Source organism: Microbacterium sp. CnD16-F (genome assembly GCF_024124465.1).
Lineage (GTDB): Bacteria > Actinomycetota > Actinomycetes > Actinomycetales > Microbacteriaceae > Microbacterium > Microbacterium gawkjiense.
This window is the reverse complement of sequence record NZ_JAMXSA010000009.1, coordinates 41,597-67,313: the sequence shown is the minus strand read 5'-3', so window position 1 is coordinate 67,313 and position 25,717 is coordinate 41,597. Positions and strand designations below refer to the sequence as shown.

Annotated in this window: 27 protein-coding genes, 4 tRNA genes and 1 pseudogene; 11 read left to right on the top strand and 21 right to left on the bottom strand. The window is 70.2% G+C overall.

Features of this window, described 5'->3' with window-relative positions:
• Positions 1-14 precede the first annotated feature (14 nt).
• The 7 genes from yajC to pdxS all read right to left on the bottom strand — a co-directional run bounded on the left by yajC (position 15) and on the right by pdxS (position 5,155).
• Positions 15-464 (bottom strand): preprotein translocase subunit YajC, encoded by a 450-nt coding sequence (gene yajC, locus NH287_RS04440; protein ID WP_253034627.1) that lies wholly within the window; start codon positions 462-464, stop codon positions 15-17.
• 76 nt (positions 465-540) lie between these two features.
• Positions 541-1,572, bottom strand: coding sequence for a Holliday junction branch migration DNA helicase RuvB (gene ruvB, locus NH287_RS04435; RefSeq protein ID WP_253034626.1), 1,032 nt, complete (start codon positions 1,570-1,572; stop codon positions 541-543).
• On the bottom strand, positions 1,565-2,176 hold the full coding sequence (gene ruvA, locus NH287_RS04430) for a Holliday junction branch migration protein RuvA (RefSeq protein ID WP_253034625.1): 612 nt from the start codon (positions 2,174-2,176) through the stop codon (positions 1,565-1,567). Before ruvA ends, ruvB begins: the two co-directional genes overlap by 8 nt.
• A gap of 61 nt (positions 2,177-2,237) precedes the next feature.
• Complete coding sequence (gene ruvC, locus NH287_RS04425) at positions 2,238-2,801, bottom strand: crossover junction endodeoxyribonuclease RuvC (protein WP_253034624.1); 564 nt, start codon at positions 2,799-2,801, stop codon at positions 2,238-2,240.
• Positions 2,802-2,854: 53 nt separating this feature from the next.
• On the bottom strand, positions 2,855-3,619 hold the full coding sequence (locus tag NH287_RS04420; protein ID WP_217531651.1) for a YebC/PmpR family DNA-binding transcriptional regulator: 765 nt from the start codon (positions 3,617-3,619) through the stop codon (positions 2,855-2,857).
• 58 nt (positions 3,620-3,677) lie between these two features.
• Positions 3,678-4,271, bottom strand: coding sequence for a pyridoxal 5'-phosphate synthase glutaminase subunit PdxT (gene pdxT / locus NH287_RS04415; protein WP_253034623.1), 594 nt, complete (start codon positions 4,269-4,271; stop codon positions 3,678-3,680).
• Positions 4,265-5,155 carry a pyridoxal 5'-phosphate synthase lyase subunit PdxS gene (gene pdxS / locus NH287_RS04410; protein ID WP_253034622.1) on the bottom strand — a complete coding sequence of 297 codons (891 nt, stop codon included), beginning with the start codon at positions 5,153-5,155 and terminating at the stop codon, positions 4,265-4,267. Before pdxS ends, pdxT begins: the two co-directional genes overlap by 7 nt.
• A 39-nt stretch (positions 5,156-5,194) precedes the next feature.
• Here pdxS and NH287_RS04405 point away from each other — a divergent pair, with 39 nt between their 5' ends.
• Both NH287_RS04405 and pdxY read left to right on the top strand, forming a co-directional pair.
• Entirely contained in the window at positions 5,195-6,547 is a 1,353-nt protein-coding gene (locus NH287_RS04405; RefSeq protein ID WP_253034621.1) for an aminotransferase class I/II-fold pyridoxal phosphate-dependent enzyme, read from the top strand.
• The gene (pdxY, locus tag NH287_RS04400; RefSeq protein WP_217531657.1) at positions 6,544-7,395 is read left to right on the top strand and encodes a pyridoxal kinase PdxY; all 852 of its coding nucleotides are present in this window, start codon (positions 6,544-6,546) and stop codon (positions 7,393-7,395) included. The genes NH287_RS04405 and pdxY overlap by 4 nt, the downstream gene beginning before the upstream one ends.
• A gap of 21 nt (positions 7,396-7,416) precedes the next feature.
• Here pdxY and NH287_RS04395 read toward each other — a convergent pair whose 3' ends face one another.
• Positions 7,417-7,965 (bottom strand): HIT domain-containing protein, encoded by a 549-nt coding sequence (locus tag NH287_RS04395; RefSeq protein ID WP_253034620.1) that lies wholly within the window; start codon positions 7,963-7,965, stop codon positions 7,417-7,419.
• Positions 7,962-9,971: a threonine--tRNA ligase gene (gene thrS, locus NH287_RS04390; RefSeq protein WP_253034619.1), complete on the bottom strand. Its 2,010-nt coding sequence runs from the start codon at positions 9,969-9,971 to the stop codon at positions 7,962-7,964. Before thrS ends, NH287_RS04395 begins: the two co-directional genes overlap by 4 nt.
• 155 nt (positions 9,972-10,126) lie before the next feature.
• Here thrS and NH287_RS04385 point away from each other — a divergent pair, with 155 nt between their 5' ends.
• Positions 10,127-11,293, top strand: coding sequence for an SLC13 family permease (locus NH287_RS04385; RefSeq protein ID WP_253034618.1), 1,167 nt, complete (start codon positions 10,127-10,129; stop codon positions 11,291-11,293).
• A 2-nt stretch (positions 11,294-11,295) separates the two neighbouring features.
• On the opposite strand, the gene NH287_RS04380 is transcribed toward NH287_RS04385, so the two are convergent.
• Both NH287_RS04380 and NH287_RS04375 read right to left on the bottom strand, forming a co-directional pair.
• On the bottom strand, positions 11,296-11,952 hold the full coding sequence (locus tag NH287_RS04380; RefSeq protein ID WP_253034617.1) for a DNA alkylation repair protein: 657 nt from the start codon (positions 11,950-11,952) through the stop codon (positions 11,296-11,298).
• A gap of 1 nt (position 11,953) precedes the next feature.
• Positions 11,954-12,466 carry a glycine cleavage system protein R gene (locus NH287_RS04375; protein WP_253034616.1) on the bottom strand — a complete coding sequence of 171 codons (513 nt, stop codon included), beginning with the start codon at positions 12,464-12,466 and terminating at the stop codon, positions 11,954-11,956.
• Positions 12,467-12,552: 86 nt separating this feature from the next.
• On the opposite strand from NH287_RS04375, the pseudogene NH287_RS04370 reads away from it, so the two are divergent.
• A pseudogene (locus tag NH287_RS04370) lies at positions 12,553-12,729 on the top strand (zinc-binding dehydrogenase); the annotation flags it as partial.
• 18 nt (positions 12,730-12,747) lie between these two features.
• Here the strand turns inward: NH287_RS04370 and NH287_RS04365 are convergent.
• A complete protein-coding gene (locus tag NH287_RS04365) occupies positions 12,748-13,098 on the bottom strand; it encodes a YnfA family protein (protein WP_064002111.1) in 351 nt (116 codons plus the stop codon).
• A 136-nt stretch (positions 13,099-13,234) separates the two neighbouring features.
• Between NH287_RS04365 and NH287_RS04360 the strand changes: the two genes are divergently transcribed.
• A complete protein-coding gene (locus tag NH287_RS04360; protein ID WP_217531671.1) occupies positions 13,235-13,549 on the top strand; it encodes a hypothetical protein in 315 nt (104 codons plus the stop codon).
• 90 nt (positions 13,550-13,639) lie between these two features.
• Here the strand turns inward: NH287_RS04360 and NH287_RS04355 are convergent.
• The 3 genes from NH287_RS04355 to NH287_RS04345 form a co-directional block, all read right to left on the bottom strand.
• Positions 13,640-13,711, bottom strand: a tRNA-Val gene (locus NH287_RS04355).
• A gap of 24 nt (positions 13,712-13,735) precedes the next feature.
• Positions 13,736-13,809: transfer RNA gene (locus NH287_RS04350), tRNA-Cys, on the bottom strand.
• A 55-nt stretch (positions 13,810-13,864) separates the two neighbouring features.
• A tRNA-Gly gene (locus NH287_RS04345) sits at positions 13,865-13,936 on the bottom strand.
• A gap of 160 nt (positions 13,937-14,096) precedes the next feature.
• Between NH287_RS04345 and NH287_RS04340 the strand changes: the two genes are divergently transcribed.
• Positions 14,097-14,169: transfer RNA gene (locus NH287_RS04340), tRNA-Val, on the top strand.
• Between the two features lie 52 nt (positions 14,170-14,221).
• Here the strand turns inward: NH287_RS04340 and NH287_RS04335 are convergent.
• From NH287_RS04335 to zapE, 5 genes are all read right to left on the bottom strand, one after another.
• A complete protein-coding gene (locus tag NH287_RS04335; protein WP_308210385.1) occupies positions 14,222-14,926 on the bottom strand; it encodes an MBL fold metallo-hydrolase in 705 nt (234 codons plus the stop codon).
• Between the two features lie 83 nt (positions 14,927-15,009).
• Positions 15,010-15,417 (bottom strand): DUF6098 family protein, encoded by a 408-nt coding sequence (locus tag NH287_RS04330; protein ID WP_253034614.1) that lies wholly within the window; start codon positions 15,415-15,417, stop codon positions 15,010-15,012.
• A gap of 100 nt (positions 15,418-15,517) precedes the next feature.
• Positions 15,518-15,643: a hypothetical protein gene (locus tag NH287_RS15185; RefSeq protein ID WP_290440328.1), complete on the bottom strand. Its 126-nt coding sequence runs from the start codon at positions 15,641-15,643 to the stop codon at positions 15,518-15,520.
• A 410-nt stretch (positions 15,644-16,053) separates the two neighbouring features.
• A complete protein-coding gene (locus tag NH287_RS04325; RefSeq protein WP_253034613.1) occupies positions 16,054-17,271 on the bottom strand; it encodes an ammonium transporter in 1,218 nt (405 codons plus the stop codon).
• A 195-nt stretch (positions 17,272-17,466) separates the two neighbouring features.
• Positions 17,467-18,498, bottom strand: a complete 1,032-nt coding sequence (gene zapE / locus NH287_RS04320; protein ID WP_253034612.1) for a cell division protein ZapE — start codon at positions 18,496-18,498, stop codon at positions 17,467-17,469.
• Positions 18,499-18,562: 64 nt separating this feature from the next.
• On the opposite strand from zapE, the gene NH287_RS04315 reads away from it, so the two are divergent.
• The gene (locus NH287_RS04315; RefSeq protein ID WP_253034611.1) at positions 18,563-19,267 is read left to right on the top strand and encodes a dihydrofolate reductase family protein; all 705 of its coding nucleotides are present in this window, start codon (positions 18,563-18,565) and stop codon (positions 19,265-19,267) included.
• On the opposite strand, the gene NH287_RS04310 is transcribed toward NH287_RS04315, so the two are convergent.
• A complete protein-coding gene (locus NH287_RS04310; protein ID WP_253034610.1) occupies positions 19,239-20,459 on the bottom strand; it encodes a S9 family peptidase in 1,221 nt (406 codons plus the stop codon). The genes NH287_RS04315 and NH287_RS04310 overlap by 29 nt on opposite strands.
• A 25-nt stretch (positions 20,460-20,484) precedes the next feature.
• Here NH287_RS04310 and NH287_RS04305 point away from each other — a divergent pair, with 25 nt between their 5' ends.
• From NH287_RS04305 to NH287_RS04290, 4 genes are all read left to right on the top strand, one after another.
• A complete protein-coding gene (locus tag NH287_RS04305) occupies positions 20,485-21,066 on the top strand; it encodes a DUF3000 domain-containing protein (RefSeq protein ID WP_217531682.1) in 582 nt (193 codons plus the stop codon).
• Positions 21,059-22,255, top strand: a complete 1,197-nt coding sequence (locus NH287_RS04300) for a ribonuclease D (RefSeq protein ID WP_217531684.1) — start codon at positions 21,059-21,061, stop codon at positions 22,253-22,255. The genes NH287_RS04305 and NH287_RS04300 overlap by 8 nt, the downstream gene beginning before the upstream one ends.
• A 72-nt stretch (positions 22,256-22,327) precedes the next feature.
• The gene (locus NH287_RS04295) at positions 22,328-23,533 is read left to right on the top strand and encodes a thiolase family protein (protein ID WP_253034609.1); all 1,206 of its coding nucleotides are present in this window, start codon (positions 22,328-22,330) and stop codon (positions 23,531-23,533) included.
• 11 nt (positions 23,534-23,544) lie between these two features.
• A complete protein-coding gene (locus NH287_RS04290) occupies positions 23,545-25,686 on the top strand; it encodes a 3-hydroxyacyl-CoA dehydrogenase NAD-binding domain-containing protein (RefSeq protein WP_253034608.1) in 2,142 nt (713 codons plus the stop codon).
• The last annotated feature ends 31 nt before the right edge of the window (positions 25,687-25,717 follow it).

Genomic DNA, 25,717 nt, shown 5'->3' with positions numbered 1-25,717 from the left:
CCGGAGCGGGGAGGTCAGGCCTTGGGCTTGTCGTCCGCGTCGGGGGTGCCGTCGACCGGGCGCGGGTCGACGTCGGCCTCGTCGCGGGAGACGATCACGTCGTCGCCGGGAACCTGCTCGGTCTCATCGACCTCCGACTCCTCCTCTTCGACGGCGCGCAGGATCGCCTGGCTGTGGACCTCGACGACCATGCCCGGGGCGAGCTCGACGTGGGCAGGCTTCGAGAGGTCGGTCGGGTCGTACTCGACGATCGTCCCGTAGAGGCCGCCCTGGAGCAGCACCTTCACACCGGGCACCATCTGCAGGGCCTTCTTCTCCTGCTCCTCCTTCATCCGCTTCGTGCGACGACGCGAGCTGATGAACATGAAGACGAGCAGACCCGCCAGCAGGATGAGCAGGCCGTAGTCCGTGAAGAAGTTGCCTCCGGTGGCCTGCGTGGTGTTCTGCTGGGAGAGAAGCAACATGAACGGGTGTCCGCCTTTCGGGTGGGCACGCCGCAGCGATGCGGCGAAGAGGGTGGGAGGCCGGAGCCTTCAGCGATTATAGGTCATCGAGGGTCAGCGCCCCGTCGTGGCGGGGGATGCCCAGGTGCGCGTACGCCTCGGGGGTCGCGACGCGCCCGCGGGGGGTGCGCCCCATGAAGCCGATGCGCACGAGGTAGGGCTCGACGACCGACTCGATGGTGTCGGCCTCCTCCCCCACCGTCACCGCGAGGGTGTTGAGCCCCACGGGGCCGCCGCGGAAGCGGCGTACGAGGGCGTCGAGCACCGCGCGGTCGAGCCGGTCGAGTCCCAGATCGTCGACGTCGTACAGGTCGAGCGCGGCGGACACGTCCGCCGTCGTCGCCTGCGTCGAGGAGCCACCGTGGACCACGACGTAGTCCCGCACCCGGCGCAGCAGCCGATTCGCGATGCGGGGTGTGCCGCGCGACCGACGCGCGATCTCGGCGCGGGATGCCGCCGGCAGGTCGACGTCGAGCATCACCGCCGAACGGGCGATGACCTGCTCGAGCTCGATCGGCTCGTAGTACTCGAGGTGGGCGGTGAAGCCGAACCGGTCGCGCAGCGGGTTCGGCAGCATTCCCGACCGCGTCGTCGCGCCGACGAGGGTGAAGGGAGCGAGATCGAGCGGGATGCTGGTGGCCCCGGCCCCCTTGCCGACCATGATGTCGACCCGGAAGTCCTCCATCGCGAGGTACAGCATCTCTTCGGCCGAGCGCGCCATCCGGTGGATCTCGTCGATGAAGAGGACCTCGCCGGGCACCAGGCTCGACAGCAGGGCGGCGAGATCTCCGGCGTGCTGGATCGCGGGACCGCTCGACATCCTCAGAGGACGCTCGCTCTCGTGCGCGACGATCATCGCGAGGGTGGTCTTGCCGAGCCCCGGAGGGCCCGACAGCAGGATGTGGTCGGCCGGACGCTGCTGGATGCGGGCGGCATCCAACAGCAACTGCAGCTGCCCGCGCACCTTCATCTGACCGACGAACTCGGCGAGCGACCCCGGGCGCAGCGCGCCTTCGACGGCGAGTTCGCCCTCGTCCTCAGGAAGGCGCTGGTCGCGGGCCTCAGACACCGGTGCGTTCCGCACGTGCGGGACCGAGATGGGCGAGAGCGAGCTTGAGCAGCGCCGGCACGGTGGCTCCCGCGGGCGCCTCGGCCAGGACGTTCTCGGCGGTCTCCGTCGCGACGCGCTCGCTCCACCCCAGCGCGACGAGCGCCGCCGCCAGCTGCACGCCGAGACCCTGCGCGGCGGGGACGCCGGGCGTCGCGCGGGCCGGCGCGGTGAGCTTGCCGGCGAGCTGCACGACGATCAGTTTGGCGGTCTTCGGGCCGATGCCCGCGACGCGGCGGAAGGGCGCGTCGTCCTCATCGGCGACCGCGGTCGCGATCTGATCGACTGTGAGGGCCGAGAGCACCCCGAGCGCGGACTTCGGGCCGACACCCGAGACACTGAGCAGATGGCCGAACACATCCAGTTCGGACCGGTCCTCGAAGCCGAACAGCAGCATGGCATCCTCGCGGACGATCATCGAGGTGTGCACGAAGACCTCGTCGCCGAGGTGGAGCTGCCGCGCGTGCTGCGCCGTGACGGCGACCGCGTAACCGACCCCGTGCACGTCGATAACGACCGAGTCGGGTTCGAGGTGCAGCACACGGCCGCGCAGCGAGGAGATCATGATCCGAGCCTAAGCGAGCCTTCGGACCTATGTTCGAGCGACACACCTGGGACGTGCGGTCTCAGCGTCGCGTCGCCTTCTCAGCGGCGGCCCACGCACGCTGGGCGGGGGTGAGCGCCGCGGCGGCGCCTCCCGCGGCCGGACCGCGACGCCACGCGTGGCAGAGCGCGAGGGCCAGCGCGTCGGCGGCGTCGGCGGGCTGCGGCAGCGCGTCGAGGCGCAGCACCCGCGCGATCATCGTCTGCACCTGCAGCTTCTCGGCGTTGCCGTACCCCGTGATGGCGGCCTTGACCTCGGACGGCGTGTGCGTCGCGGCGGGCAGCCCGTGCTCGGCGGCGAGCAGCAGCGCGATGCCGCTGGCCTGCGCCGTCCCCATGACGGTGCTGCGGTTCTGCTGGGCGAAGACCCGCTCGACGGCCACGACGTCCGGCCCGTGATCGGTGATCACCGCGCGGATGCCGGCCGCGATGCTCGCGAGCCGCTGCTCGATCGGCGCATCGGTCGCCGAACGGACGACACCGACGTGCACGAGCGTGGCCGACCGATCGGCGCGCACGTCGACGACCCCCACGCCGCAGCGGGTGAGTCCCGGATCGATGCCGAGGACGCGAAGAGCGGATGCCACTCCCCCACGCTAGGCGGGAGGTGCGGCATCCGCTCGTCGGCGCGCCTGCGGAGTCAGTCCTCGTCGTCGGTTTCGAGCTCGGCCTGGACCTCGGGCGTCAGGTCGAAGTTGGCGTAGACGTTCTGCACGTCGTCGCTGTCCTCGAGGGCGTCGATGAGGCGGAAGATCTTGCGCGCGGTGTCGGCGTCGATCTCGACCTTGAGGTTCGGGACGAACTCGACGTCGGCCGAGTCGTACTCGATGCCGGCGTCGGTGAGCGCGGTGCGCACCGAGACGAGATCGGATGCCTCGGTGACGACCTCGAAGCCCTCGGCCCGCGGCTCGATCTCCTCGGCACCGGCTTCGAGAGCCGCCATCATGAGGTCGTCCTCGGTCGTCCCCTCACCGGAGACGACGATGACGCCCTTGCGCGTGAAGTTGTAGGCGACCGATCCAGGATCGGCGAGGGTACCGCCGTTCCGGGTGAGGGCCGTGCGGACCTCCGCGGCGGCACGGTTCTTGTTGTCGGTCAGACACTCGACCATGAGCGCCACGCCGTTGGGTCCGTAGGCCTCGTACATGATCGAGGTGTACTCGACCGACTCGCCGCCGATGCCGGCGCCGCGCTTGATGGCGCGGTCGATGTTGTCCTTCGGGACCGAGGTCTTCTTCGCCTTCAGGACGGCGTCGAAGAGGGTCGGGTTGCCCTGCAGGTCCGCACCACCCAGCTTGGCGGCGACCTCGATGTTCTTGATGAGCTTCGCCCACGACTTCGCACGACGCGCGTCGATGACGGCCTTCTTGTGCTTCGTGGTGGCCCACTTGGAATGTCCGCTCACGGGACTCCTCTCGGAAAAAGCGCGGGGTCCAGTCTACGACCGTGCCGACACGGGGCCGCTACGCGTCGCGCACGCTCGCAAGGAACAACTCGTGGAAACGGGTCTCGGCATCGAGCTCCGGGTGGAAGGAGAGACCGATGACCGCACCCTGGCGCACCCCCACGACCCTGCCGTCGGGGAGGGCGGCGATCGCCTCGGCCGCCGGTCCGACCTCTTCGACGACGGGGGCGCGGATGAAGGTCGCGCGCACCGGCGGCTCGCCGACCGCCGGCACCGCCAGCTCGGTCTCGAAGGACTCGACCTGGCCGCCGAACGCGTTCCGGCGCACCGTCACGTCCAGGCCGCCGAACGTCTGCTGCCCGGCGATCCCGTCCGCGAGGCGATCGGCGAGGAGGATGAGGCCGGCACAGGTGCCGTACACCGGCATCCCCTCCGCGATGGCGGAACGGATGGGCTCCTGCATCCCGAACGCGCGGGAGAGCTTGTCGATGACACTCGACTCGCCCCCGGGGAGCACGAGCCCCCGCACCTGCGCGAGCTCCTCCGGCCGCCGGACCGGGACGACGTCGGCGCCGAGCTCGGCGAGCACGCGCGTGTGTTCGCGGACGTCGCCCTGGAGGGCGAGGACACCGACGCGGGGAGCGGTCACCATCCCCGCTCGGCGAGCCGGTGCGGTGCGGCGAGGTCGGAGACGTTGATGCCGACCATCGCCTCACCGAGCCCCCGTGAGACGTCGGCGATCACCTTCGCGTCGTCGTGGAACGTCGTCGCCTTGACGATCGCCGCGGCACGTTCGGCGGGGTTGCCGCTCTTGAAGATGCCCGAGCCCACGAAGACGCCGTCGGCTCCGAGTTGCATCATCATGGCCGCGTCCGCGGGTGTCGCGACACCGCCGGCGACGAAGAGGACGACGGGCAGGGTGCCGGTCTCGGCGACCTCGGCGACGAGCTCGTAGGGCGCCTGCAGTTGCTTGGCCGCGACGTAGAGCTCGTCCTTGGGCAGCGCGGCGAGGGCGGCGATCTCCCCGCGGATCTTGCGGATGTGCTTCATCGCCTCGGACACGTCGCCGGTACCGGCCTCGCCCTTCGAGCGGATCATGGCCGCACCCTCGGTGATGCGTCGCAGGGCCTCGCCGAGGTTCGTCGCCCCGCAGACGAAGGGCAACGTGAAGTCCCACTTGTCGATGTGGTTCACGTAGTCGGCGGGTGAGAGCACCTCGGACTCGTCGATGTAGTCGACGCCGAGCTCCTGCAGCACCTGCGCCTCGACGAAGTGCCCGATGCGCGCCTTGGCCATCACCGGGATGGAGACCGACGCGATGATGTCGTCGATGAGGTCGGGGTCGCTCATGCGGGCGACGCCGCCCTGGGCGCGGATGTCGGCGGGCACGCGTTCGAGCGCCATGACGGCGACGGCGCCGGCGTCCTCGGCGATCTTGGCCTGGTCGGCGGTGACGACGTCCATGATGACGCCGCCCTTGAGCATCTCGGCGAGGCCGCGCTTCACCCGCGCGGTTCCAGTCGTGTTCGTTGGCATAGGCCAAAAGTTAGCATGACACGGACATAGACTCGTCTCATGGCAGACGATGTCCTGACGATCGGCGGCGAGACCGCCGCTGAGATCGCGGACAGCATCCGTGCCCTCATCGATCGAGGCGACCTCACTCCCGGCGCCGCGCTCCCCTCCGTCCGCGCGCTCGCCGACCTCGTCGGGGTGAACCGCAACACGGTCGTCGCCGCGTACCGCCTCCTCGCCGCCGCCGGCGCGGTCGCGACCGCCGGCCGCGCCGGTACCCGCGTCGCGCCGCGGTCGGACCCGGCGCAGGAGGGTTTCGCCGCCGACACCGTGCTGCGCGACATCGGGACGGGGAACCCGGACCCCGCGCTCATCCCGGACCCCTCGCATGCGCTGTCGAGCCTCGCGGGTCGGCCCGTCCTCTACGGCGAACCGACGATCGATCCCGACCTCGAGGCGTGGGCGTCTCAGTGGATTGCGAAGGATCTGCCCGAACGCGCCGAGCTGCGCCTCACCATCACGGGCGGCGCGGTCGACGCGCTCGAGCGCCTCTTCGCCGACGCCCTCACCCGCGACGACGCCGTCGGGCTCGAGGATCCCTGCTTCCTCTCCGCCCTCCGCACGGTAAGGATCGGCGGTTACCGGCCGGTCGCGATCCCCGTCGACGATCAGGGGATGACGGTCGCCGGGCTGCGCGCCGCGCTCGACGCCGGCGTGCGCGCCATCGTGTGCACTCCGCGCGCGCAGAACCCCACCGGTGTGAGTCTGACCGCCGAGCGGGCGGCGCAGCTGCGCGGCGTGCTGGAGCAGTATCCGTACGTCCTCGTCATCGAGGACGACCACTTCTCGATGCTCTCGCGCGAGCCGTACCACTCGATCATCGGACCCGGGCACCGACGGTGGGCCCTCATCCGCTCGGTGTCGAAGTTCCTCGGGCCCGACATGTGCCTCGCGGTCACCGCGAGCGACCCCGAGACCGCCGAGCGCCTGGCGCGCCGGCTGAGCCCCGGGTCCACGTGGGTGAGCCACCTGCTGCAGCGTCTCGTCCTGGCGCTCGTCTCCGACGACGCCGTCCTCGCCGGGGTGGAGCGCGCCGCACGCCACTACCGCGCGCGCAACGACCGCTTCGCCGCGGAACTGACGCGGCTCGGCCTCCCCACCGCGGCGTGCGACGGGCTCAGCGTCTGGGTGCGTGTCCCCGCTCCCGCCCGCGCCGTCGCCGAGCAGCTCATGCGTCGCGGGTGGCTCGCCCGTCCCGGCGACGAGTTCGTCCTCGCCGATCCCGCGGCGACCCACCACCTGCGCCTGACCGTCCACGATCTGTCCGACACCGACCTCGCGCGCCTGGCCGCCGATGTCGCCGCCTCGGCGCGAGCCATCGCGCCCTCACCGGAAGCGAGCACCGCCCCGTGAAGATCCTCTCCATCCAGTCCGCCGTCGCGTACGGTCACGTCGGAAACTCCGCCGCGGTGTTCCCGCTGCAGCGCATCGGCGTCGAGGTGTACCCGGTGTACACCGTCAACTTCTCGAACCACACCGGGTACGGCGCGTGGCGCGGCCCGCTCATCAGCCCGCAGGACGTCGCCGACGTCATCACCGGCATCGAGGAGCGCGGCGCGTTCGGCGAGATCGACGCCGTCCTCTCGGGGTACCAGGGCGGTGAGGGCATCGGCGACGTCATCCTCGACGCGGTCGCCCGGGTCAAGGCCGCCAACCCGAGCGCGATCTACGCCTGCGACCCTGTCATGGGCAACGCGAAGAGCGGATGCTTCGTGGCCCCCGCCATCCCGGTCCTACTGCGCGAGCGGGTCGTCCCGGCCGCCGACCTCATCACGCCGAACCAGTTCGAACTGGGGTTCCTCACCGGGACCGAGCCGTCGGACCTCGAGTCGACGCTCGCGTCGGTCGACGCCGCCCGGGCGATGGGCCCGTCGACGGTCCTCGTCACGAGCGTCGAGCGTCCCGACCGCCCCGAGGGGACGATCGAGATGCTCGCGGTCACGGACGACGGCGCGTGGATCGTCCGCACCCCCCACATCCCCATGAAGGCCAACGGCTCGGGTGACGTCACGGCAGCCCTGTTCACGGCGCACTTCCGCCGCACCGGCGACGCGGCGGACGCCCTCGCGCGGACGACCTCGAGCGTCTTCGACCTGCTGCAGCAGACGTACGACGCGGGTTCGCGCGAGCTCCGACTGATCGAGGCGCAGGAGGCCTACGCCCACCCGCGCATGCAGTTCGAGGTCACGCAGGTCCGCTGACGTGGCGGGGCGGCCGGCTCGTCAGATGACGGGCCAGCCGTCGGCCACGGCCTGCCGAACATCGCCGAGCAACTGCGGCAGGGCCTTCGTCTTGGCGATGATCGGGAAGAAGTTCGCGTCCGTCGCCCAGCGCGGCACGACGTGCTGATGCAGGTGCTCCGCGACGCCCGCACCGGCGACCGTGCCCTGGTTCATGCCGAGGTTGAACCCGTCGCACTTCGCGACCGTGCGCAGGACCCTCATCGCGACCTGGGTCAGCGCGCCGATCTCGGCGACCTCCTCCGGGGTCGCGTCGTCGTACGTCGCGAAGTGACGGTACGGGCAGACCAGCAGGTGTCCCGAGTTGTACGGGAAGAGGTTCAGCAGGACGTAGGCGGTTTCACCGCGCGCGACGATGAGACCCTCCTCGTCGGTCTTCCCCGGAGCAGCGCAGAACGGGCAGTCGTGCTTCAGCGGCTCGGGGCCCGCCTGGATGTACGCCATCCGATGCGGCGTCCACAGTCGCTGGAACTCGTCGGGCACGCCCGCCAGCTCGGCGGCAACCTCCACGCGGCGGTCGTCGTCCGTCATGCCAGGTCCGCCGCGGTGTTCACGAGCGTGCGGTCCGCGATCGCCGCGACGATCTTGTCGATCGCCTCGTCGACGGGGATGCCGTTGGTCTGGGAGCCGTCGCGGAATCGGAACGAGACGGTGCCGGCCGACCGGTCCTGCTCTCCCGCGATGAGCTGAAGGGGGACCTTCTGGGTCGTGTGGGTGCGGATCTTCTTCGGCATGCGGTCGTCGGAGTGATCGACCTCGGCGCGGACGCCCGTGGTGCGCAGCCGCGCCACGATCTCGTCGAGGTACGGACCGTACTCCTCGGCGACGGGGATGCCGACGACCTGGACGGGAGCGAGCCACACCGGGAATGCCCCGGCGTAGTGCTCGAGCAGGATCGCGAAGAACCGTTCGATCGAGCCGAACAGCGCACGGTGGATCATGACCGGACGGTGCTTCTCACCGTCGGGACCGGTGTACTCCAGCTCGAACCGCTCCGGCTGGTTGAAGTCGAGCTGGATCGTCGACATCTGCCAGGTGCGACCGATCGCGTCCCGCGCCTGGACCGAGATCTTCGGGCCGTAGAACGCGGCCCCGCCCGGGTCGGGCACGAGCTCGAGACCGGAACCCTCGGCGACCTCCCGCAGGGTCTGCGTCGCCTCGTCCCACAGGCCGTCGTCGCCGATGAACTTGGGGTTGCCCTCCTCCTTCGTCGACAACTCGAGGTAGAAGTCGTTCAGCCCGTAGTCGCGCAGGGTCTTCAGCACGAACTCGAGACTGTGCTCGAGCTCGCCCTTGACCTGGTCGGCGGTCACATAGATGTGGGTGTCGTCCTGCGTCATCCCCCGCACACGGGTGAGGCCGGCGAGCGTGCCGCTCTTCTCGTAGCGGTAGACCGAGCCGAATTCGCTGAGCCGCAGCGGCAGTTCGCGGTAGCTGCGTCCGCGCGAGCGGAAGATCAGGTTGTGGAACGGGCAGTTCATGGGCTTGAGGTAGTACTCCTGGCCCTCGCGCGAGACGTGACCGTCGGCATCCACCACCTCGTCGAGCACCATCGGGGGGTACATGCCGTCGGCGTACCACTGCAGGTGACCGCTTGTCATGAACAGGTCGCCCTTGGTGATGTGGGGCGTGTTCACGACCTGGTACCCGTTGGCGAGGAGGCTCTCGCGCATGTAGCGCTCGATCTCGTACCGGATGATCCCGCCCTTGGGGTGGAACACCGACAGGCCGGGCCCGATCTCCTCGGGGAAGGAGAAGAGGTCGAGGTCCTTGCCGAGCTTGCGGTGGTCGCGCTTGGCGGCCTCCTCGAGTCGGTGCTGGTAGGCGCGCAGTTCGTCCTTCGACGGCCACGCGGTGCCGTAGATGCGCTGCAGCTGCGGGTTCTTCTCGCTGCCGCGCCAGTAGGCCCCGGCGACGCGGGTGAGGTCCCAGCCGTTGCCGGCGACACGGGTGCTCGGCACGTGGGGCCCTCGGCAGAGGTCCTTCCACGCGGTCTCACCGTCGCGGGTGACGTTGTCGTAGATGGTGAGGTCGCCGGCGCCCACCTCCACCGACGCGCCCTCGGCCGCCTCCTGCGACCCGCCCTTCAGCCCGATCAGCTCGAGCTTGAACGGCTCATGGGCGAGCTCGGCGCGGGCCTCGTCATCGGTCACCACGCGGCGGACGAAACGCTGTCCTTCACGGACGATGCGCTCCATCTCCTTCTTGATGGCCTTGAGGTCCTCCGGGGTGAAGGGCTCCTCGACGCCGAAGTCGTAGTAGAAGCCGTCGGTGATCGGCGGGCCGATCCCGAGGTTCGCCTGCGGGCGGACGCGCTGCACCGCCTGCGCGAGGATATGGGCCGTCGAGTGGCGCAGGATGTTCAGCCCGTCGGGGCTCGACACGGTGACCGGCTCGACGCCGTCGAGAGAGTCGACGACCGTCGCGAGGTCCTTCAGCTCGCCGCGGATGCGGAGCGCGACGATGGAGCGGTCGGGGAACAGGGCGAAACCGTCGGCGGGAAGGGCGACATCCGCCGGGGCGATCGGATCAGACAAGGGGAGATCTCCAGAAGGTGGCTCGGATCACGGTGACTCAGCTTCGAGCGCTGTACGCGCTCCGCCCGCTCAGGCCCGCGGCGTTCGCGTGCCGGCGAGGTGGGACACCCGGCTGTTCTGCATCCTGCGAGTCTACTGGGCCGCCGGGAGGGGCGATGATGGATGCCGTGAAGCTCGCTCTCGCGGGGGTCGTCCTGCTCGCGGGCGCGATCGTCGCCGTCGCCACCGGCATCCTGCCTCTCTCCGAGCTGGGCGTGGTCGCCAAGCGCGTGCTCCCGATCCTCGCGTTCGTCGTGGCGGTCACCGTCGTCGCGGAGCTAGCGGCGAAAGCCGGAGTCTTCGACGTCACCGCGTCGTGGCTGGCCCGGATGTCCCGGGGACGCACCGCTCTGCTCTGGGCACTCGTCGTGGCCCTCGCGATCGTGACCACCGCCTTCCTGTCGCTCGACACGACCGCCGTCCTCCTCACCCCCGTCGTGATCGCCGTCGCACGCGCGAACGGGCTGCCGCCGCTGCCGTTCGCCCTCGCGACGGTGTGGCTGGCGAACACCGCGTCGCTCCTGCTGCCGGTGTCGAACCTGACGAACCTCCTCGCCCTGGCCCGGATGCCGGGGGCCGCCGACCCGACGTCGTTCGTGCTCCTCCTCGGGCCGTCCGCCGCCGTCGCCGTCCTCGTGACCGTCGCCCTCCTATGGGTCATCCATCGGCGCTCGCTGGTCGGCTCGTTCACGGTGGCCCCGCCGCCCCAGGTGAGCGACCGGGTGCAGCTCGTCGCGGCATCCGTCATCGTCCTCGCCCTGCTGCCGCTGCTCGTGAGCGGGATCGAGCCGTGGATCCCGGCGACGGTGGCGGCGCTCGCCCTGATCGGTCTGTTCGCGTGGCGCTCGCCGAAGGCTCTGGGGCTGCGGCTCGTGCCGTGGTCGCTGCTCGTGTTCGCTGCCGGGCTCTTCTCGGCCGTCGCCGCCCTCGAGGCGTGGGGCTCGGGACAGCTGGCGACGGCGGTGGCCGGATCGGGGTCGGCGCCGGTCGACCTGCTGCGGATGTCGGGAACGGCGCTCGTGACCGCGAATGCGCTCGACAACCTTCCCGCGTATCTGCTGCTCGAATCGACGGCGGACACGCCGGAGCGCCTGGCCGCCGTGCTGATCGGCGTGAACGCCGGTCCGCTCATCACGCCGTGGGCGTCGCTGGCCACCCTGCTCTGGCACCAGCGGCTCGTGGCGGCGGGAGTGCACCTGCCGTGGCGTCGCTTCATCCTGTGGGGTCTCGTGGCGGCTCCCCTCGTCGTCGCCGCGGCCACCGTCCCGCTGCTCCTGCGCTGACCTCAGAGGTGCTTCAGCGCCTCGCGACGGCTGAGCGGACTCAGCGCGTGGGCGGCAACGTAGGCGGACACCCATTCCGGGTAGGCCCGGGCGGCGTCGCGCAACGCCCAGCCGATGGCCTTGCGGATGAAGAACTCGCCGTCGCGGAGGTTCGGCTCGAGCGCGTCGGTCAGCAGGCGCAGGTCCGTCCGCTCGCGGCGACCGAGCTGGCTGAGGATCGCGAGGCGTCGCAGCCACAGCTCCTCGCTCACACACCACCCGCGCACGAGGGCGTCTCCGTCGCGGGGATGCTCGTCGAGGAGTTCGCGGATGCGGCCGCTCAGTTCGTCCGTGACGTCCCACCATCTGCCGGTGCGCACCATGTGCTCGACGAGCGGCACGATCCGCAGGTCCGCGCGGGCGGGCGGCACGGCCAGGAGCATCATGGCCGCGTACCGCTCCTCGCGATGGGATGCCGCATCCCACAGCTCCCGCGCGTCGTCGAGGATGCGCAGGGGGTCGGTCTCCCCCGCGACCGCCGCCCGCGCGATCCGTCGCGTCTCCGGCACCCGCACGCCGAGGAACGGGAGGTCGGACTTCATGTACGCCTGCTGGCCGGCCGCGCGGGACGGGTCTGCTGCGGCCCGCAGGCGGGAGCGGATCACGTCGACGCGGTGCACGTCAAGCGACGGTGAGGTCCACCTGGATCTCGCCCGCGAGCTCCTCCAGCGCGGCCGTCACCGGCGCGGCATCCGCTCCGGCCGGCACGCGGAACGCGACCGTCGCCTCGAAGAGCGTCCCGCCCGCCATCGGCGCGTCGAGCGTCCGACTGCGGAAGGTGTCGATGCTCAGCGCGTGGGCGGCGATCGCCGCGGTCACGTCGCGCACGATCCCGGGGCGGTCGTTGCCGAGGACGGTGACCTCCATCGCGCGCTCGACGGGTTCGGTCACCGAGGCCACGTGTCCGCCGTGGACGGTGACGCGCAGCATCCCGTCGAGTCCTTCGAGCGCCGTGACGAGGTCGGCCTCACGGTCGTCGTCGATCGAGACGAGCACGATGCCGGCGAAGGCGCCGGCCAGCTCGGCGAGCTCGCTGCGCTCCCAGTTGCCTCCCGCGGCCGAGACCTGCTCGGCGAGGGCGTTGACAAGTCCCGGGCGGTCGTCGCCGACCACAGTGAGCACGAGGTGGGCCATGGCGGGATCCTATCGGTCGGGATGCCGCGGCGCAGGGGCATGCGCCGCGAGACGCATGCGGCGTAGCGTGCCGCGCATGAAGGCACTCCAGTACACGCGCCCCGTACTGGGGATCGCGCAGTGAGTTGATCGAGGTGCTCGACCTCGCACGATCGGGTCAGGTGTCGGTCGAGGTGCAGCGGTACTCCCTCGACGACGGCCCGAAGGCCTATGAGGCGCTCGCGGCCGGGAAGGTGCGGGGGCGCGCGGTCATCGTCCCCTGATCGGCCGCGGGGTCGCGGTCATCCGTCGACGGCGTCGGTCACCACCGGCGCGAAGATGATGATCGCGGCCCCGACCAGGGCGACACCGGAGCCCACGTAGTCCCACACGGTGGGGCGGAACCCGTCGACGACGATCCCCCAGGCCAAGGATCCCGCGACGAACACTCCCCCGTACGCGGCGAGCACCCGTCCGAAATGAGCGTCGGGCTGCAGGGCGGCGACGAAGCCGTAGGCGCCGAGGGCGACGATCCCGAGCAGCGCGAACCACCATCCGCGGTTCTCCCGCACGGCCTGCCAGATCAGCCAGGCGCCGCCGATCTCGGCGACGGCGGCGAGGACGAACAGGACGATGATCCGGGCGGTGGTCATGTCCGCATTTTCTCAGCGACCTGTGACGACCGTGTGACACGTCCGGCCGGTGCGCGAGGATGGCCCGCGCGGGTGAGAGGATGACCGTGGAGACCGCAGCTCCGCCCTTCTGTACGCCTCGACCAGGGTCGGTTCCATGGGACTCCTCGCCTACAACAGCACCACACGCTTCGACATCGACGATCGCACTCTCGCGCATCTCGAAGCCGTCATCTACGCCAAGCTCCGCCGCGGCGAAGCCTTCCTCTTCACGTGGTCGCGGGCCGCGGGTGAAGGCACCGGCCGCACGACCGTGTGGATGAACCGGGCATCGAGCCTCGCCTTCCGCCGGCGGGGCGACGCCCGCATCCCGCTCAACCACGAGTGGGTCGAGCGCCTGATGGCTGCCGCGAACTCCCCCGCCGGACTCCACGAGCTGCCCGAGACGGAGCAGGTCGCAGCCGTCGGCTGACCCCTCGCTGCGCGGGCCCGGGGCGCCTCGGGCCCGCGCAGCGCCGCCCGCGCACAACAAAAAACCCCCGGAGAACCGGGGGTTTGTCTGTGCGCGATACTGGGATCGAACCAGTGACCTCTTCCGTGTCAGGGAAGCGCGCTACCGCTGCGCCAATCGCGCCCGTGAAGGCTGTTGAGTTGTGAGTGGAGGTGGCGACGGGATTCGAACCCGTGTGGACGGCTTTGCAGGCCGCTGCCTAGCCACTCGGCCACGCCACCGTGTGTGGTTTGACCCACGTGACGCGATCTCCCCGGAGGAAGATCCCCACACTCGAGCGGATGACGAGATTCGAACTCGCGACCCTCACCTTGGCAAGGTGATGCGCTACCACTGCGCTACATCCGCATTTCGTTCCGGATCTCTCCGGCACTCGTTAAACAGTAGACGATTCCGGGCCCAGTGCAAAACCGAGCACGCCCCGCGCGTGTCATCCCCCACACCCCCGCGCCGGTTCGGTCCGAGCCTTCCGATCCGGTATGCTCGGACACCGGCCCGAGTGTCATTCGGGCGATTGGCGCAGTTGGTAGCGCGCTTCCTTCACACGGAAGAGGTCGTCGGTTCGAGTCCGGCATCGCCCACCGAACAAGCCCCGGCAGGTCCCGGACCGCCGGGGCTTCACCCTTGTCCGGATCAGTGTGGACCGACGACCCGGGCCCGTCGAGCAGCTGAGGCGATCCCCGAGATCCAGGGGTCCCCATGCCCCGTCAGCACCACGCCCGCCTCGGTCGCCTCGAGCGCGTCGAGGGAGTGCAGCGCGGTCGCTGCATTCTTCGTGGCCGCATTCGCGACGATCTGCGGACCGCGCTTGCCGGTATACGGATCCAGAGTGACGAGCGCGTCGCCGGACAACAGGACGCCGCGCGTCGCGAAGTAGAACGCACAGTGCCCGTCGGTGTGACCGGGTGTGTGCACGACCGTGGGACGACCCGGCACATCCAGGACGCCGCCGGATGGAAGGGATGCCTCCGCGTCCACCCCGCGCACCGCCAGCGCACCCGCCGCTGCCATCCGACCGATCACAGGGATGCCGCCCGGGTGGGTGAGCAGATACGGGATCCGAGCCACGGCCGGACGATACCGGTACGGATGCCGCGCCAGCCGACGATCATCCGGGTGGACACGCACGGGGACCCCCGACGCCCGCAGTCCGTGAGCGAGGCCGACGTGGTCGAAGTGCGCGTGTGTGAGGAGGACGGCATCGATGTCCTGGCGTCGCAGGCCCAGGTCGCCGAGGAGGACGTCGAGGACCCTTCCCGTCGCCGGCAGTCCGGCATCGACGAGCGTCACGCCGTCGGTATCCCTGATCAAATAGCAGTTCGTGGCCGCCACTGTCATACGGAAGAATCCGGGACGATCGTCCACCCAGGCCGTCGACGCCTTCATCCCTCCGGCCCCCGACCCGCGTCGAACTCGCCGCGCTAACGATCCTCCGCTTCCTGGAGCAGCTGCTCGTCGAGGATCGCGATCGCTTCGGGATTCGAAAGCAGCGGCTCACAGTCGGGACCCCGACCGGCGAGCTCACCCCGCAGGACCCATGCGAAGTGGTCCGGGTTCTCGTCCTGCAGATGCCGATACTGCGACAGCTGGCGCGCGAGCCAGTCCTCGAGCGGCCGGGTCCACCAGCTTTCGGCGTCCAGCGGATTGACCGAGAGTCCCGGCAGTCGGAGCCCGCTCTCGGTATCGATGCTCGTCCGCTCCGCATCCTGCACGGGGCCTTCCGACCAGCGCACGTGAAGGCCCGGGCTGGCGCGCACCAGAGCGGCGAGTTCGGCCAGGCGGTGGATGACGAGCAGGGTGGAGGTGGGACGATCGGCGGCCGCGGACATGCGACGCAACGTACGGATCGGCGTGCACCGCCCGGAGGGCCTTGACATCGCCGCTCCGCGCCGTCGCCGTGTGGACGGCGCGGACCAGCGATGCAGTTCCTCAGTTGGCGAGGATCACCTCCGCCTCGGTGAAGAACTCGCTCACCGCGGCATCCACGGTCTTCGTTCCGAGACCGAGCTCCTTTTCGAGATCCCAGAACTTCTGCTCGAGGGAGCCGTAGCCCACCACGGCCGCCGGGGGGCGTCACCGATGGGGTTCGACACGGATTCGATGTCGTCGGCGACCTGCTGATCCGGACCTTCGAGCGCTGCGCCCTCGAGCTTGCTCGTGGATGCCGGGAATCCCAGGGTCGTACCGAAGATCTCGCCCGCCTCGGGGCTGTTGACCACGTGATCGAGGAACAGGGCTGCGGCTTCGGGGTGCTCTGTGCGCGAGGAGATCGCCACCTGTAGGCCGCCCTGTCGGTACAGGTCCTTCGCACCAGGCTCCGCCGCCGGAGACGGGTCGGCAAGCGCAGGCAAGCGCTTCCCCGCCAACCTAGGGCGGAAGACGGAACGAGCGCAAGACTCCAGCCCCTGCACAGAGGAGGGGGCGCCGCGGATGGTCCGCGGCGCCCCTTCGGTGCGAGGTGCGTATCAGTCGACGAGAGCGTAACCCTCTTCGCCGTGGACGACGGTGTCGATGCCGGCGATCTCGTCCTCGTTCTTCACCCGGAAGCCGATCGTCTTCTCGATCGCAAAGCCGATGACGAAGGCGACCACGAACGAGTAGATGAGGACCGCGAAGGCGGCGACGGTCTGCGAGATCAGCTGGCCCGCGTCACCACCGGTGAACAGGCCGGTGCCGGTCGCGAAGAAGCCGAGGTACAGGGTGCCGATGACACCGCCGACGAGGTGCACGCCGACCACATCGAGCGAGTCGTCGTAGCCAAGCTTCCACTTCAGCTCGATCGCGAGGGCACAGACCGCGCCGGCGATGACACCGAGCAGGAGCGCCCATCCCGGCGCCAGAGCGGCGCACGCGGGGGTGATGGCGACGAGACCGGCGACTGCACCGGAGGCTGCCCCGACCGACGTCGCCTTGCCGTCCTTGAGCTTCTCGACGAGAGTCCAACCCAGGATCGCGGCGGCGGTGGCGCCGAGCGTGTTGATGACGATGGTGCCCACGGCCTGGTCCTCGGTGCCGAGCAGACCGAAGGTGCCCTCGGCACCCGCGTTGAAGCCGAACCAGCCGAACCAGAGGATCGCGGCACCGAGCATGACGAGTGGCACGTTGTGGGGCTTGTGGATGCCCTTCTGGAACCCGACCCGCTTGCCCAGAACCAGCGCGAGGGCGAGAGCGGCTGCACCGGCGTTGATGTGGACAGCGGTACCACCGGCGTAGTCGATGACTCCGGGCAGCCCCGTGTTGTCACCCCAGTTGAAGATCCAGCCGTCGCCCCACACCCAGGCGGCGACGGGGAAGTAGACGACCGTTGCCCAGATGCCCGCGAAGATCATCCACGCGCCGAACTTCGCGCGGTCGGCGATCGCGCCCGAGATGAGGGCCACCGTGATGATCGCGAAGGTGGCTCCGTATGTGGCGCCGACGAGGGTGTCGCTGTCCGCCGCGGCGAGCCCGAAGTCGACGAACGGGTTACCGGAGAAGGCGAACGTGCCTCCGCCGAGGCTCATGTTGAACCCGAACAGGATCCAGAGGACGCCGATGAGACCCATGGCGCCGAAGCTGAGCATCATCATGCTCACGACGCTCTTGGCCTTGACGAGACCCCCGTAGAAGAACGCGACGCCCGGCGTCATGAAGAGTACGAGGGCTGTCGCGGCGACAGACCACGCGAGGTTTCCGCTGTCCATGAAGTTCCTCACTCATGTGTTGTGTAACTCGGTCCCGGCGCGCCTGTTCATTCGGGTAGGCAGCGCTGTCGGGCGCGATCAGTTTGGCGCCGTCGAGTTTCCGCGGCGGGATGCGTCGTGTTTCGCGCCGGTTACGAGCGGGTCGAGCAGGTAAACATCACGTTTCCCGCCTCTGCGAGTGAGGCGTCCTGCGCCTTACGAGTGGGTGAGAGCCACCAGGCGCGAGACGGCGCGGAGGTACTTCTTGCGGTATCCGCCCGCGAGCATGTCCTCGCGGAACACGGAATCGAGCGGAGTCCCGGTGGCGCGGATCGGGATCTGCGCGTCGTACGCGCGGTCGACGAACGCCACGAAGCGCAGGGCGGCGGACTGGTCGTCGAATCCGACCACGTTCCGCAGGCCGATGGTCCCGATCCCCTCGATGAGGCGGATGTACCGCGACGGGTGCACCGAGGCGAGATGGCGGATGAACGCCCCGAAGTCGTCATCGGAGACGAGAGCGGATGCCGCGGCATCCGTCATCGCGCTCTCGTAGGCGACGTCGTCGAGGACGACCGCGTGACCGTCGACGGCGCGCTGCCGGTAGTCGGTGCCGTCGATACGAATGGTCTGGAAGTGCTCCGCCATCGCGTGGATCTCGCGGAGGAAGTCCTGCGCGGCGAACCGCCCCTCCCCCAGCGCGTTGGGCGGGGTGTTGGAGGTGGCGGCGAGCTTCGTGCCGGTGGGGACGAGCTCGGCGATGAGTCGCGTCATCACCATCGTGTCGCCCGGATCGTCGAGCTCGAACTCGTCGATGCACAGCAGGTCCGCGCCGCGGAAGAGTTCGACGGTCTTCTGATAGCCCAGCGCCCCGACCAGCGCGGTGTACTCGATGAACGAGCCGAAGTACTTCCGGCGTGCCGGCATCGCGTGGTAGATCGCGGCGAGCAGGTGGGTCTTGCCGACGCCGAAGCCGCCGTCGAGGTACACGCCCGGCTTCATCGGCGCTTCGCGCTTGGCGCGTCGGAAGAAGCCTCCCCGCGCGGCGGGTGCCCCACGACCCGAGCTGAAGACCTCGAGCAGGTCCTTGGCCTCCTGCTGCGAGGGATAGGCCTCGTCGGCGCGGTAGGTCTCGAAGGTGGCCCCGTCGAACTGCGGCGGCGGCACGAGAGCGGCGACCATCTCGGCACCGCTCACCTTCGGATCGCGTTCGCTCAGGTGCGTGGTTCCGGAGGAGGTGAGGGGCACCCGACCAGCCTAGCCGCCGGGCGCAGTCCCCTTCGCGGCCCGCAGCGCGTGCGAGGATGGCGGCGTGTGGGTGACCGAGGTGCTGCCGTCGACCGGGGAGCGGGTGGATGCCGCGACGCCCGAGGGGCGCGCATGGTTGGCCGACCGGTACGCGCCGGCCGCGGACGCCTGGGTCCGCCTCAACATGATCACCTCCTTGACGGGGTCGGCCGTCGGCCCGGACGGCACGAGCGACACCCTCACGAACCGCACCGACCGCGCGATCCTCGGCGTCATCCGCGCGGGCGCGGACGCCGTCGTCGTGGGAGCGCAGACCGTGCGAGCCGAGGGGTACGTCCTCCCCCGTCGCTCCCGCCTCGTGGTCGTGTCGCGAGCGGGTGACCTCGCCGGGCACCGACTCGAACCCGCCGCGGACGGACCCGAAGACCAGGTGCTCCTCCTGCTGCCCCCGGACGCGCCGACCCCGCGCCCCGTGCCCGGTGTCACCCTCGTCCGCGTCACGCTGGACGACGGACGGATGCCGGTGCCCGGCATCCTTTCCGCACTCGCCGACCGCGGCATCCGACGCATCGTCTGCGAGGGCGGCCCGTCGTTGGCCGGACAGTTCGCCGCGGCCGAGGTCGTCGACGAGTACTGCGTCACGGCAGCGCCCCGGTTGGTCCCGAGCGCCGGACCGTTCCTGCCGCTGGCGGACGCCGTCGACACGACACCCGCGGGCGTGCTCGTCGACGACGACGGATTCAGTTACCTGCGTCTGCGTCGCCGGTGAGGTCCCGCGCCGACAGCCAGTCGCGGATGTCCGAGGTCCAGCGCTCCTCGTCGTAGTTCCACAGCTTCGTGTGCCGGGCCCCCTCGAACTCGTCGAGCGTGACGAGGTCGGGACGTCGATCCCGCAGCGCACGGGAGGCCGCCGGCGGCACGAAGTCGTCCGCCGCGCTGTGCAGGATCAGGATCGGCGCGACGAGCTCGTCCGCGCGGGCGAGGACGTCGAGACGGTCCCACGGGATCGGGTCGCCCGCCCCCGTCAGCGACGACGCCCACGGGCGGGTCAGCGCGTCGAGGGCGAGATGCGTCAGCGGGCGCGGGATGCGGGTGAGGTCGGCGTGATGCGTCAGCACGCGGCGCCAGTCGACGACGGGCGAGTCGAGGATGACGCCGGCGATGAGGTCGCGGTGGGCGGATCCCGCCGCCAGCTGCAGCGCGATCGCGCCGCCCATCGACCACCCCATGAGGATGATGCGCCGCGCCCCGGCGCGGCGGGCGTAGCCGATCGCGCGGTCGACGTCGCGCCACTCGGTCGCGCCCAGTGCCGAACTCCCTCCGCGGCTGCGGGGAGCGTCGGCATCGTTGCGGTAGGAGGTGAGCATCGAGGTGATCCCCGCGGCATGGAAGACCGGCACGGCACGCAGGGTCTCCGCACGCGTCGTGCCGCGTCCGTGGATGTGCACCGCCCAGACGTCGCTCCCGCCGTCCGCGGGGAACACCCACGCGGGGCACGACCCGAGCGAAGTGCTGACCGAGACCTCCTCGAACGGGAGATGCAGTTCGGCGGGATCGGAGAAGTACCACCCGCTGAAGGCTGCGGCGGCGTCGAGGCGATCCGACTCGTCGATCTGGGTGAGGAGCTTCCGGGTGACGGTGTCCGTCCCCGCGGCGAGCACGGTGCCGAGCTTGATGTAGCTCTGCGTCCCGGTGGTGAACAAGCCGTAACGCCCCGGCAGGACCGTATCCGCCGAGCGTGAGAGCGTGATGGTCTGCGCGGCGACGTCGACGTCGACGAGGGTCGTGTCCGGCACCCGAGCGGAGAGCGTCACGACGCGCCGCGCGACGCGACCGGCGAGGAGCGCGAGCAGTCCCGTCGTGCTGACGAGCGCCGTGGTGAGCGCGACGACGGTGCTGCGCATCGTGGGAACGGTCCCGGGTCGGGCCGCGTCGGGGACGGCGCGCCTGGAAGCCTTCATGGTGCCCTCACTCTAGTCTGTCGCCGTGACCGAACCCCCGACCGGGACGCCGGAGTTCCTCGCTGTGAGCGACGCGTTGCGCGCCCTGCACTTCCGCGAGGACTTCGTCGTTCGTGAGATCGCCGCACCGGCATCCCTCGCCCCCGAGGCCATCGCCTTCGCGGGCGACGTGCGTCCGGACGACGACGGTGAATCCCCTTACGGGACGGGCCGGATCGTCATCCTCCATGACGCCTCGGAACCGGATGCCTGGGGCGGCCCCTGGCGGATCGTCTGCTTCGCGCAGGCCCCTCTCGAACCCGAGATCGGCACCGATCCCCTGCTGGCCGACGTAGCCTGGTCATGGCTGGTCGATGCCCTCGCAGCGCGTGGAGCGACGTTCCACGCGGCATCCGGCACAGCGACCAAGACCCTCTCGAAGGGTTTCGGGACGCTGGCCGCCGAGGGCGACGGTGCGCAGATCGAACTCCGCGCGTCGTGGTCCCCCGACGGGGATCCGACCGGTCACATGGACGCCTGGGGCGAGCTGGTCTGCATGTTGGCAGGACTCCCCCCGGGTTCGGAGAACATCGCCGTGTTCGGCGGACAGCGGAGTACACGTGGCTGAATACGAGGTCATCGCCGATCTGGATGCGGCGGCGGCCGCAGCGTCGCGCCTGGCGGCCGGTCACGGTCCCGTGGCCGTCGACGTCGAGCGGGCGTCGGGCTTCCGCTACTCGCAACGCGCCTACCTCATCCAGGTCTACCGGCGCGGCAGCGAGGTCTTCCTGTTCGACCCGCCCGCGATCGGTGACCTCTCCGCCCTGCAGGCGGCGATCGGCGACGAGGAGTGGGTGCTGCACGCGGCCAGCCAGGATCTGCCGTCGCTGCGCGAGGCCGGACTCGAGCCGCCCCGCATCTTCGACACCGAACTCGCCGCCCGACTGCTCGGTCACGACCGGGTGGGTCTGGGCGCCGTCGTCGAGGACACGCTCGGCATCACCCTGGCCAAGGCGCACTCAGCGGCGGACTGGTCGACCCGGCCGCTCCCCCAGGGGTGGCTCGAGTACGCCGCGCTGGACGTGCTGCACCTGATCGACGTCCGCGACGCCCTGGCGACCGAACTCGATGAACAGGGCAAGACCGCCTTCGCCCAGGAGGAGTTCGAGGCAGTGCGCACCCGCGCCCCCAAGCCGCCGCGCGAAGAGCCGTGGCGCCGGCTGAGCGGGCTCCACACGGTGCGCGGTCGCCGCGCGCTCGCCGTCGCCCGTGCGCTGTGGCAGGCCCGCGAGGACTACGCCCGCGAAGAGGACGTCTCCCCGGGCCGACTCGTGCCCGACCGCGCGCTCGTCGCGGCCGTCATCGCAGACCCCGCGACCAAGCAGGACCTCGCCCGCGTGAAGGAGTTCACGGGACGCGCGAGCCGCAGTCAGCTGGACCGCTGGTGGGCGGCCATCGAGGCGGGGCGCGCAGATCCCGCCCTGCCCGCCGAGCGCGGCCCGGGTGACGGGATGCCGCCGCCCCGGGCATGGGCCGATCGCAACCCCGCGGCGGACGCGCGCTTGAAGGCCGCCCGGCCTCTCGTGGAGGCGCGCGCCGAAGAGCTGGGGATGCCGACGGAGAACCTCCTGACGCCCGACCTGCTCCGCCGCGTGGCCTGGCATCCGCCGGCCGAGGTGACGGCCGAGTCGATCGGCGATGCCCTCGGGGAGCTGGGCGCGCGCCCGTGGCAGATTGCACAGACTGCACAGGTGATCGCCACGGCCTTTGTCGATTCCGTGCAGGTGCCCGACGCGGCATCCGAGACCGCTTCGTAGGTTCGACCCAACCGATTTTCGCGGTATCGCGGCCTCCTTAGGCTGGGTGGGAACCCAATCATTGGAGGCAGTGTGGCCGAGCTTTCGGACGTCTATTTCGTCGACGGAATGCGCACCCCGTTCGGGCGTGCGGGCGAAAAGGGCATGTATTGGAACACGCGCGCCGACGACCTCGCCGTCAAGGCGACGATCGGCCTCATGGAACGGAACCCCGACGTCCCGGCTGAGCGCGTCGACGACGTCGCGATCGCCGCGACGAGCCAGACCGGCGAGCAGGGGCTGACCCTGGGGCGGTCGGTGGCGATCCTCGCGGGGCTCCCGCAGACGGTCCCCGGCTTCGCCATCGACCGGATGTGCGCGGGCGCCATGACGAGCGTCACCACGATGGCCGGGGCGATCGGCGTCGGCATGTACGACGTCGCGCTCGCGGGCGGCGTGGAGCACATGGGGCACTACCCGATCGGCGGCAACGCCGACCCCAACCCGCGGTTCGTCGCCGAGAAGATGGTCGACCCCGGCGCCCTCAACATGGGAGTCACGGCGGAGCGCATCTTCGACCGGTTCCCGCAGCTCACGAAGGAGCGATCCGACCGGTTCGGCATGCTGAGCCAGCACAAGGCGCAGGCCGCCTACGAAGCCGGCAAGTTCCAGCCCGACCTCGTCCCCGTCGCGGTGAAGGATGCCGCCGGCGCGTGGGGACTCGCGACCGAGGATGAGGGCCGTCGTCCGCAGACGACGATGGCCGACCTCGCCGCCCTCAAGACGCCGTTCCGCCCGCACGGTCGCGTGACGGCCGGCACCTCCTCCCCGCTCACCGACGGCGCGACCATGTCGCTCCTCGCCGGCGGCGGCGCGGTCAAGGAACTGGGGCTCACGCCGAAGATGCGGATGGTCTCGTTCGCCTTCGCGGGCGTCCAGCCCGAGATCATGGGCATCGGCCCGATCCCCTCGACCGAGAAGGCGCTGAAGAAGGCGGGCCTCACGATCGACGACATCGGCCTGTTCGAGCTGAACGAGGCCTTCGCCGTGCAGGTCATCTCGCTGCTCGACCACTTCGGCATCGCCGACGACGATCCGCGCGTGAACCCCTGGGGCGGCGCGATCGCGCTCGGGCACCCGCTGGCGGCATCCGGTGTCCGCCTCATGATCCAGCTGGCGGCGCACTTCGCGGAGCGACCCGACGTCCGTTACGGCCTCACCGCGATGTGCGTCGGCCTCGGACAGGGAGGCTCCGTCATCTGGGAGAACCCGCACTACAACGGCAAGAAGAAGAAGTGAGGCAGCCGACCATGACGAACTACGACCGGATCGACTTCTCGCCCCTTCTCGCCCTCTCCGACAGCGAGGTCGTGACCCACTCCCCCGTCCGCGACATCACGCTCGCCAGTGGCAAGGTCCTCGCCCTCATCACGCTCGACAACGGCCGCGACCACACCCGCCCCAACACGCTGGGCCCGGCGACGCTCACCGAGCTCGGCGCGACGCTCGACACCCTGGCGACGCGCGCGGCCGCGGGCGAGATCGACGCCGTCGGCATCACCGGCAAGCAGTACATCCTCGCCGCCGGCGCCGACCTCAGCGAGGTCAGCAACGTCGGTTCGGTGGAGAACGCGCGACTCATCGCCCAGCTCGGCCATCACGTGCTCGGCAAGCTGTCCGACCTCGGCGTGCCCTCGTTCGCGTTCGTGAACGGGCTCGCGCTCGGCGGCGGCCTCGAGATCGCGTTGAACTCGACCTACCGGACGGTGGATGCCTCGGCTGCGGCGATCGCCCTCCCGGAGGTCTTCCTCGGGATCATCCCCGGCTGGGGCGGCGCGTACCTGCTGCCGAACCTCATCGGCATCGAGAACGCTCTCGAGGTCGTCATCTCGAACCCGCTGAAGCAGAACCGGGTGCTCAAGCCGCAGCAGGCGTACGACCTCGGCATCATGGACGCGATCTTCCCCGCCTCGAGCTACCTCGAATCGTCGCTGCGCTGGGCCGACGACGTCCTCACCGGCGCCGTCAAGGTCGAGCGTAAGAACGTCCCCGGCAAGATCGAGCGCCTCACCAAGTGGCCCATCGCGATCAAGATGGCCCGCGGCATGCTCGAGTCGAAGATCGGAACGGTGCCCCGGTCGCCGTACGTGGCTCTCGACCTGCTCGACAAGGCCAAGAGCGGCACCAAGGCCGAGGGCTTCGCGCGGGAGGATGAGGCGCTCGCCTCGCTCGTCACGGGCGACCAGTTCGCGGCATCCATGTACGCGTTCGACCTCGTGCAGAAGCGCGCGAAGCGGCCGGTCGGTGCGCCCGACAAGGCTCTCGCGAAGAAGGTCACGAAGGTCGGCATCATCGGTGCGGGACTCATGGCCAGCCAGTTCGCGCTGCTGTTCGTGCGCAAGCTGCAGGTGCCCGTGCTCATCACGGACCTCGACCAGGCGCGCGTCGACAAGGGTGTCGCGTACATCCACGACGAGATCGGCAAGCTCGAGGCGAAGGGCCGGCTCGACGGCGACACCGCCAACAAGCTGCGCGCCCTCGTGACCGGGACGACGGACAAGTCCGCGTACGCGGACTGCGACTTCGTCATCGAAGCCGTCTTCGAAGAGGTCGGCGTCAAGCAGGCCGTCTTCGCCGAGATCGAGGCCGTGGTGGCCGAGGACGCCATCCTCGCGACGAACACCTCGTCGCTGTCGGTCGAGGAGATCGGCGCGAAGCTCGCGCACCCCGAGCGGCTCGTCGGCTTCCACTTCTTCAACCCGGTCGCGGTCATGCCGCTCATCGAGGTCGTGAAGACGCCGAAGACTTCGGATGCCGCCCTGTCGACCGCCTTCGTCGTCGCGAAGGGCCTCGGTAAGAACGCGGTCCTCACCGCTGACGCGCCCGGCTTCGTCGTGAACCGGCTGCTCGCCAAGGTCATGGGCGAGGCGGCCCGCGCCGTCTACGAGGGCACACCCGTCGCCGACGTCGAGAAGGCGTTCGCTCCGCTGGGCCTGCCCATGGGACCGTTCCAGCTCATCGACCTCGTCGGCTGGAAGGTCGCCGCGCACGTGCAGGACACGATGGTGCGCGCCTTCCCCGATCGCTTCTACGCGAACGAGAACTTCCACGAGCTCGCCGCGCTCGACGCGGTCGTCGAGAAGGACAAGGGGGGCCGGGTGACCGGCTTCACGAAGGCCGCCGAGAAGGTCGCGAAGAAGGCGACCGGATCGACACCGGCATCCGCTGAGGAGATCCTCCGCCGGGTGCAGGACCGCCTCGCGCAGGAGATCAAGCTCATGCTCGACGAGGGCGTCGTGCCCGAGGTCGAGGACATCGACCTCTGCCTCATCCTCGGCGCGGGTTGGCCCTTCATCGACGGCGGCGCCACGCCGTACCTCGACCGCGAGGGAGCCAGCGAGCGGGTGTTCGGTGACACGTTCCACCACCCGCCGATCCGCGGCATCGCCTGATCGGACGGCAGGACGGGAGCGGCCCCGGGGT

What these genes read in the sequence shown, in the direction of transcription:
- yajC (WP_253034627.1), bottom strand. Translation starts at nt 464, where the DNA reads ATGTTGCTTCTCTCCCAGCAGAACACCACGCAGGCCACCGGAGGCAAC.
- ruvA (WP_253034625.1), bottom strand. Translation starts at nt 2,176, where the DNA reads ATGATCTCCTCGCTGCGCGGCCGTGTGCTGCACCTCGAACCCGACTCG.
- pdxT (WP_253034623.1), bottom strand. Translation starts at nt 4,271, where the DNA reads ATGGTGACCGCTCCCCGCGTCGGTGTCCTCGCCCTCCAGGGCGACGTC.
- pdxS (WP_253034622.1), bottom strand. Translation starts at nt 5,155, where the DNA reads ATGCCAACGAACACGACTGGAACCGCGCGGGTGAAGCGCGGCCTCGCC.
- NH287_RS04405 (WP_253034621.1), top strand. Translation starts at nt 5,195, where the DNA reads ATGGCAGACGATGTCCTGACGATCGGCGGCGAGACCGCCGCTGAGATC.
- NH287_RS04395 (WP_253034620.1), bottom strand. Translation starts at nt 7,965, where the DNA reads ATGACGGACGACGACCGCCGCGTGGAGGTTGCCGCCGAGCTGGCGGGC.
- NH287_RS04385 (WP_253034618.1), top strand. Translation starts at nt 10,127, where the DNA reads ATGATGGATGCCGTGAAGCTCGCTCTCGCGGGGGTCGTCCTGCTCGCG.
- NH287_RS04375 (WP_253034616.1), bottom strand. Translation starts at nt 12,466, where the DNA reads ATGGCCCACCTCGTGCTCACTGTGGTCGGCGACGACCGCCCGGGACTT.
- NH287_RS04365 (WP_064002111.1), bottom strand. Translation starts at nt 13,098, where the DNA reads ATGACCACCGCCCGGATCATCGTCCTGTTCGTCCTCGCCGCCGTCGCC.
- NH287_RS04360 (WP_217531671.1), top strand. Translation starts at nt 13,235, where the DNA reads ATGGGACTCCTCGCCTACAACAGCACCACACGCTTCGACATCGACGAT.
- NH287_RS04335 (WP_308210385.1), bottom strand. Translation starts at nt 14,926, where the DNA reads ATGACAGTGGCGGCCACGAACTGCTATTTGATCAGGGATACCGACGGC.
- NH287_RS04330 (WP_253034614.1), bottom strand. Translation starts at nt 15,417, where the DNA reads ATGTCCGCGGCCGCCGATCGTCCCACCTCCACCCTGCTCGTCATCCAC.
- NH287_RS04325 (WP_253034613.1), bottom strand. Translation starts at nt 17,271, where the DNA reads ATGGACAGCGGAAACCTCGCGTGGTCTGTCGCCGCGACAGCCCTCGTA.
- NH287_RS04310 (WP_253034610.1), bottom strand. Translation starts at nt 20,459, where the DNA reads ATGAAGGCTTCCAGGCGCGCCGTCCCCGACGCGGCCCGACCCGGGACC.
- NH287_RS04290 (WP_253034608.1), top strand. Translation starts at nt 23,545, where the DNA reads ATGACGAACTACGACCGGATCGACTTCTCGCCCCTTCTCGCCCTCTCC.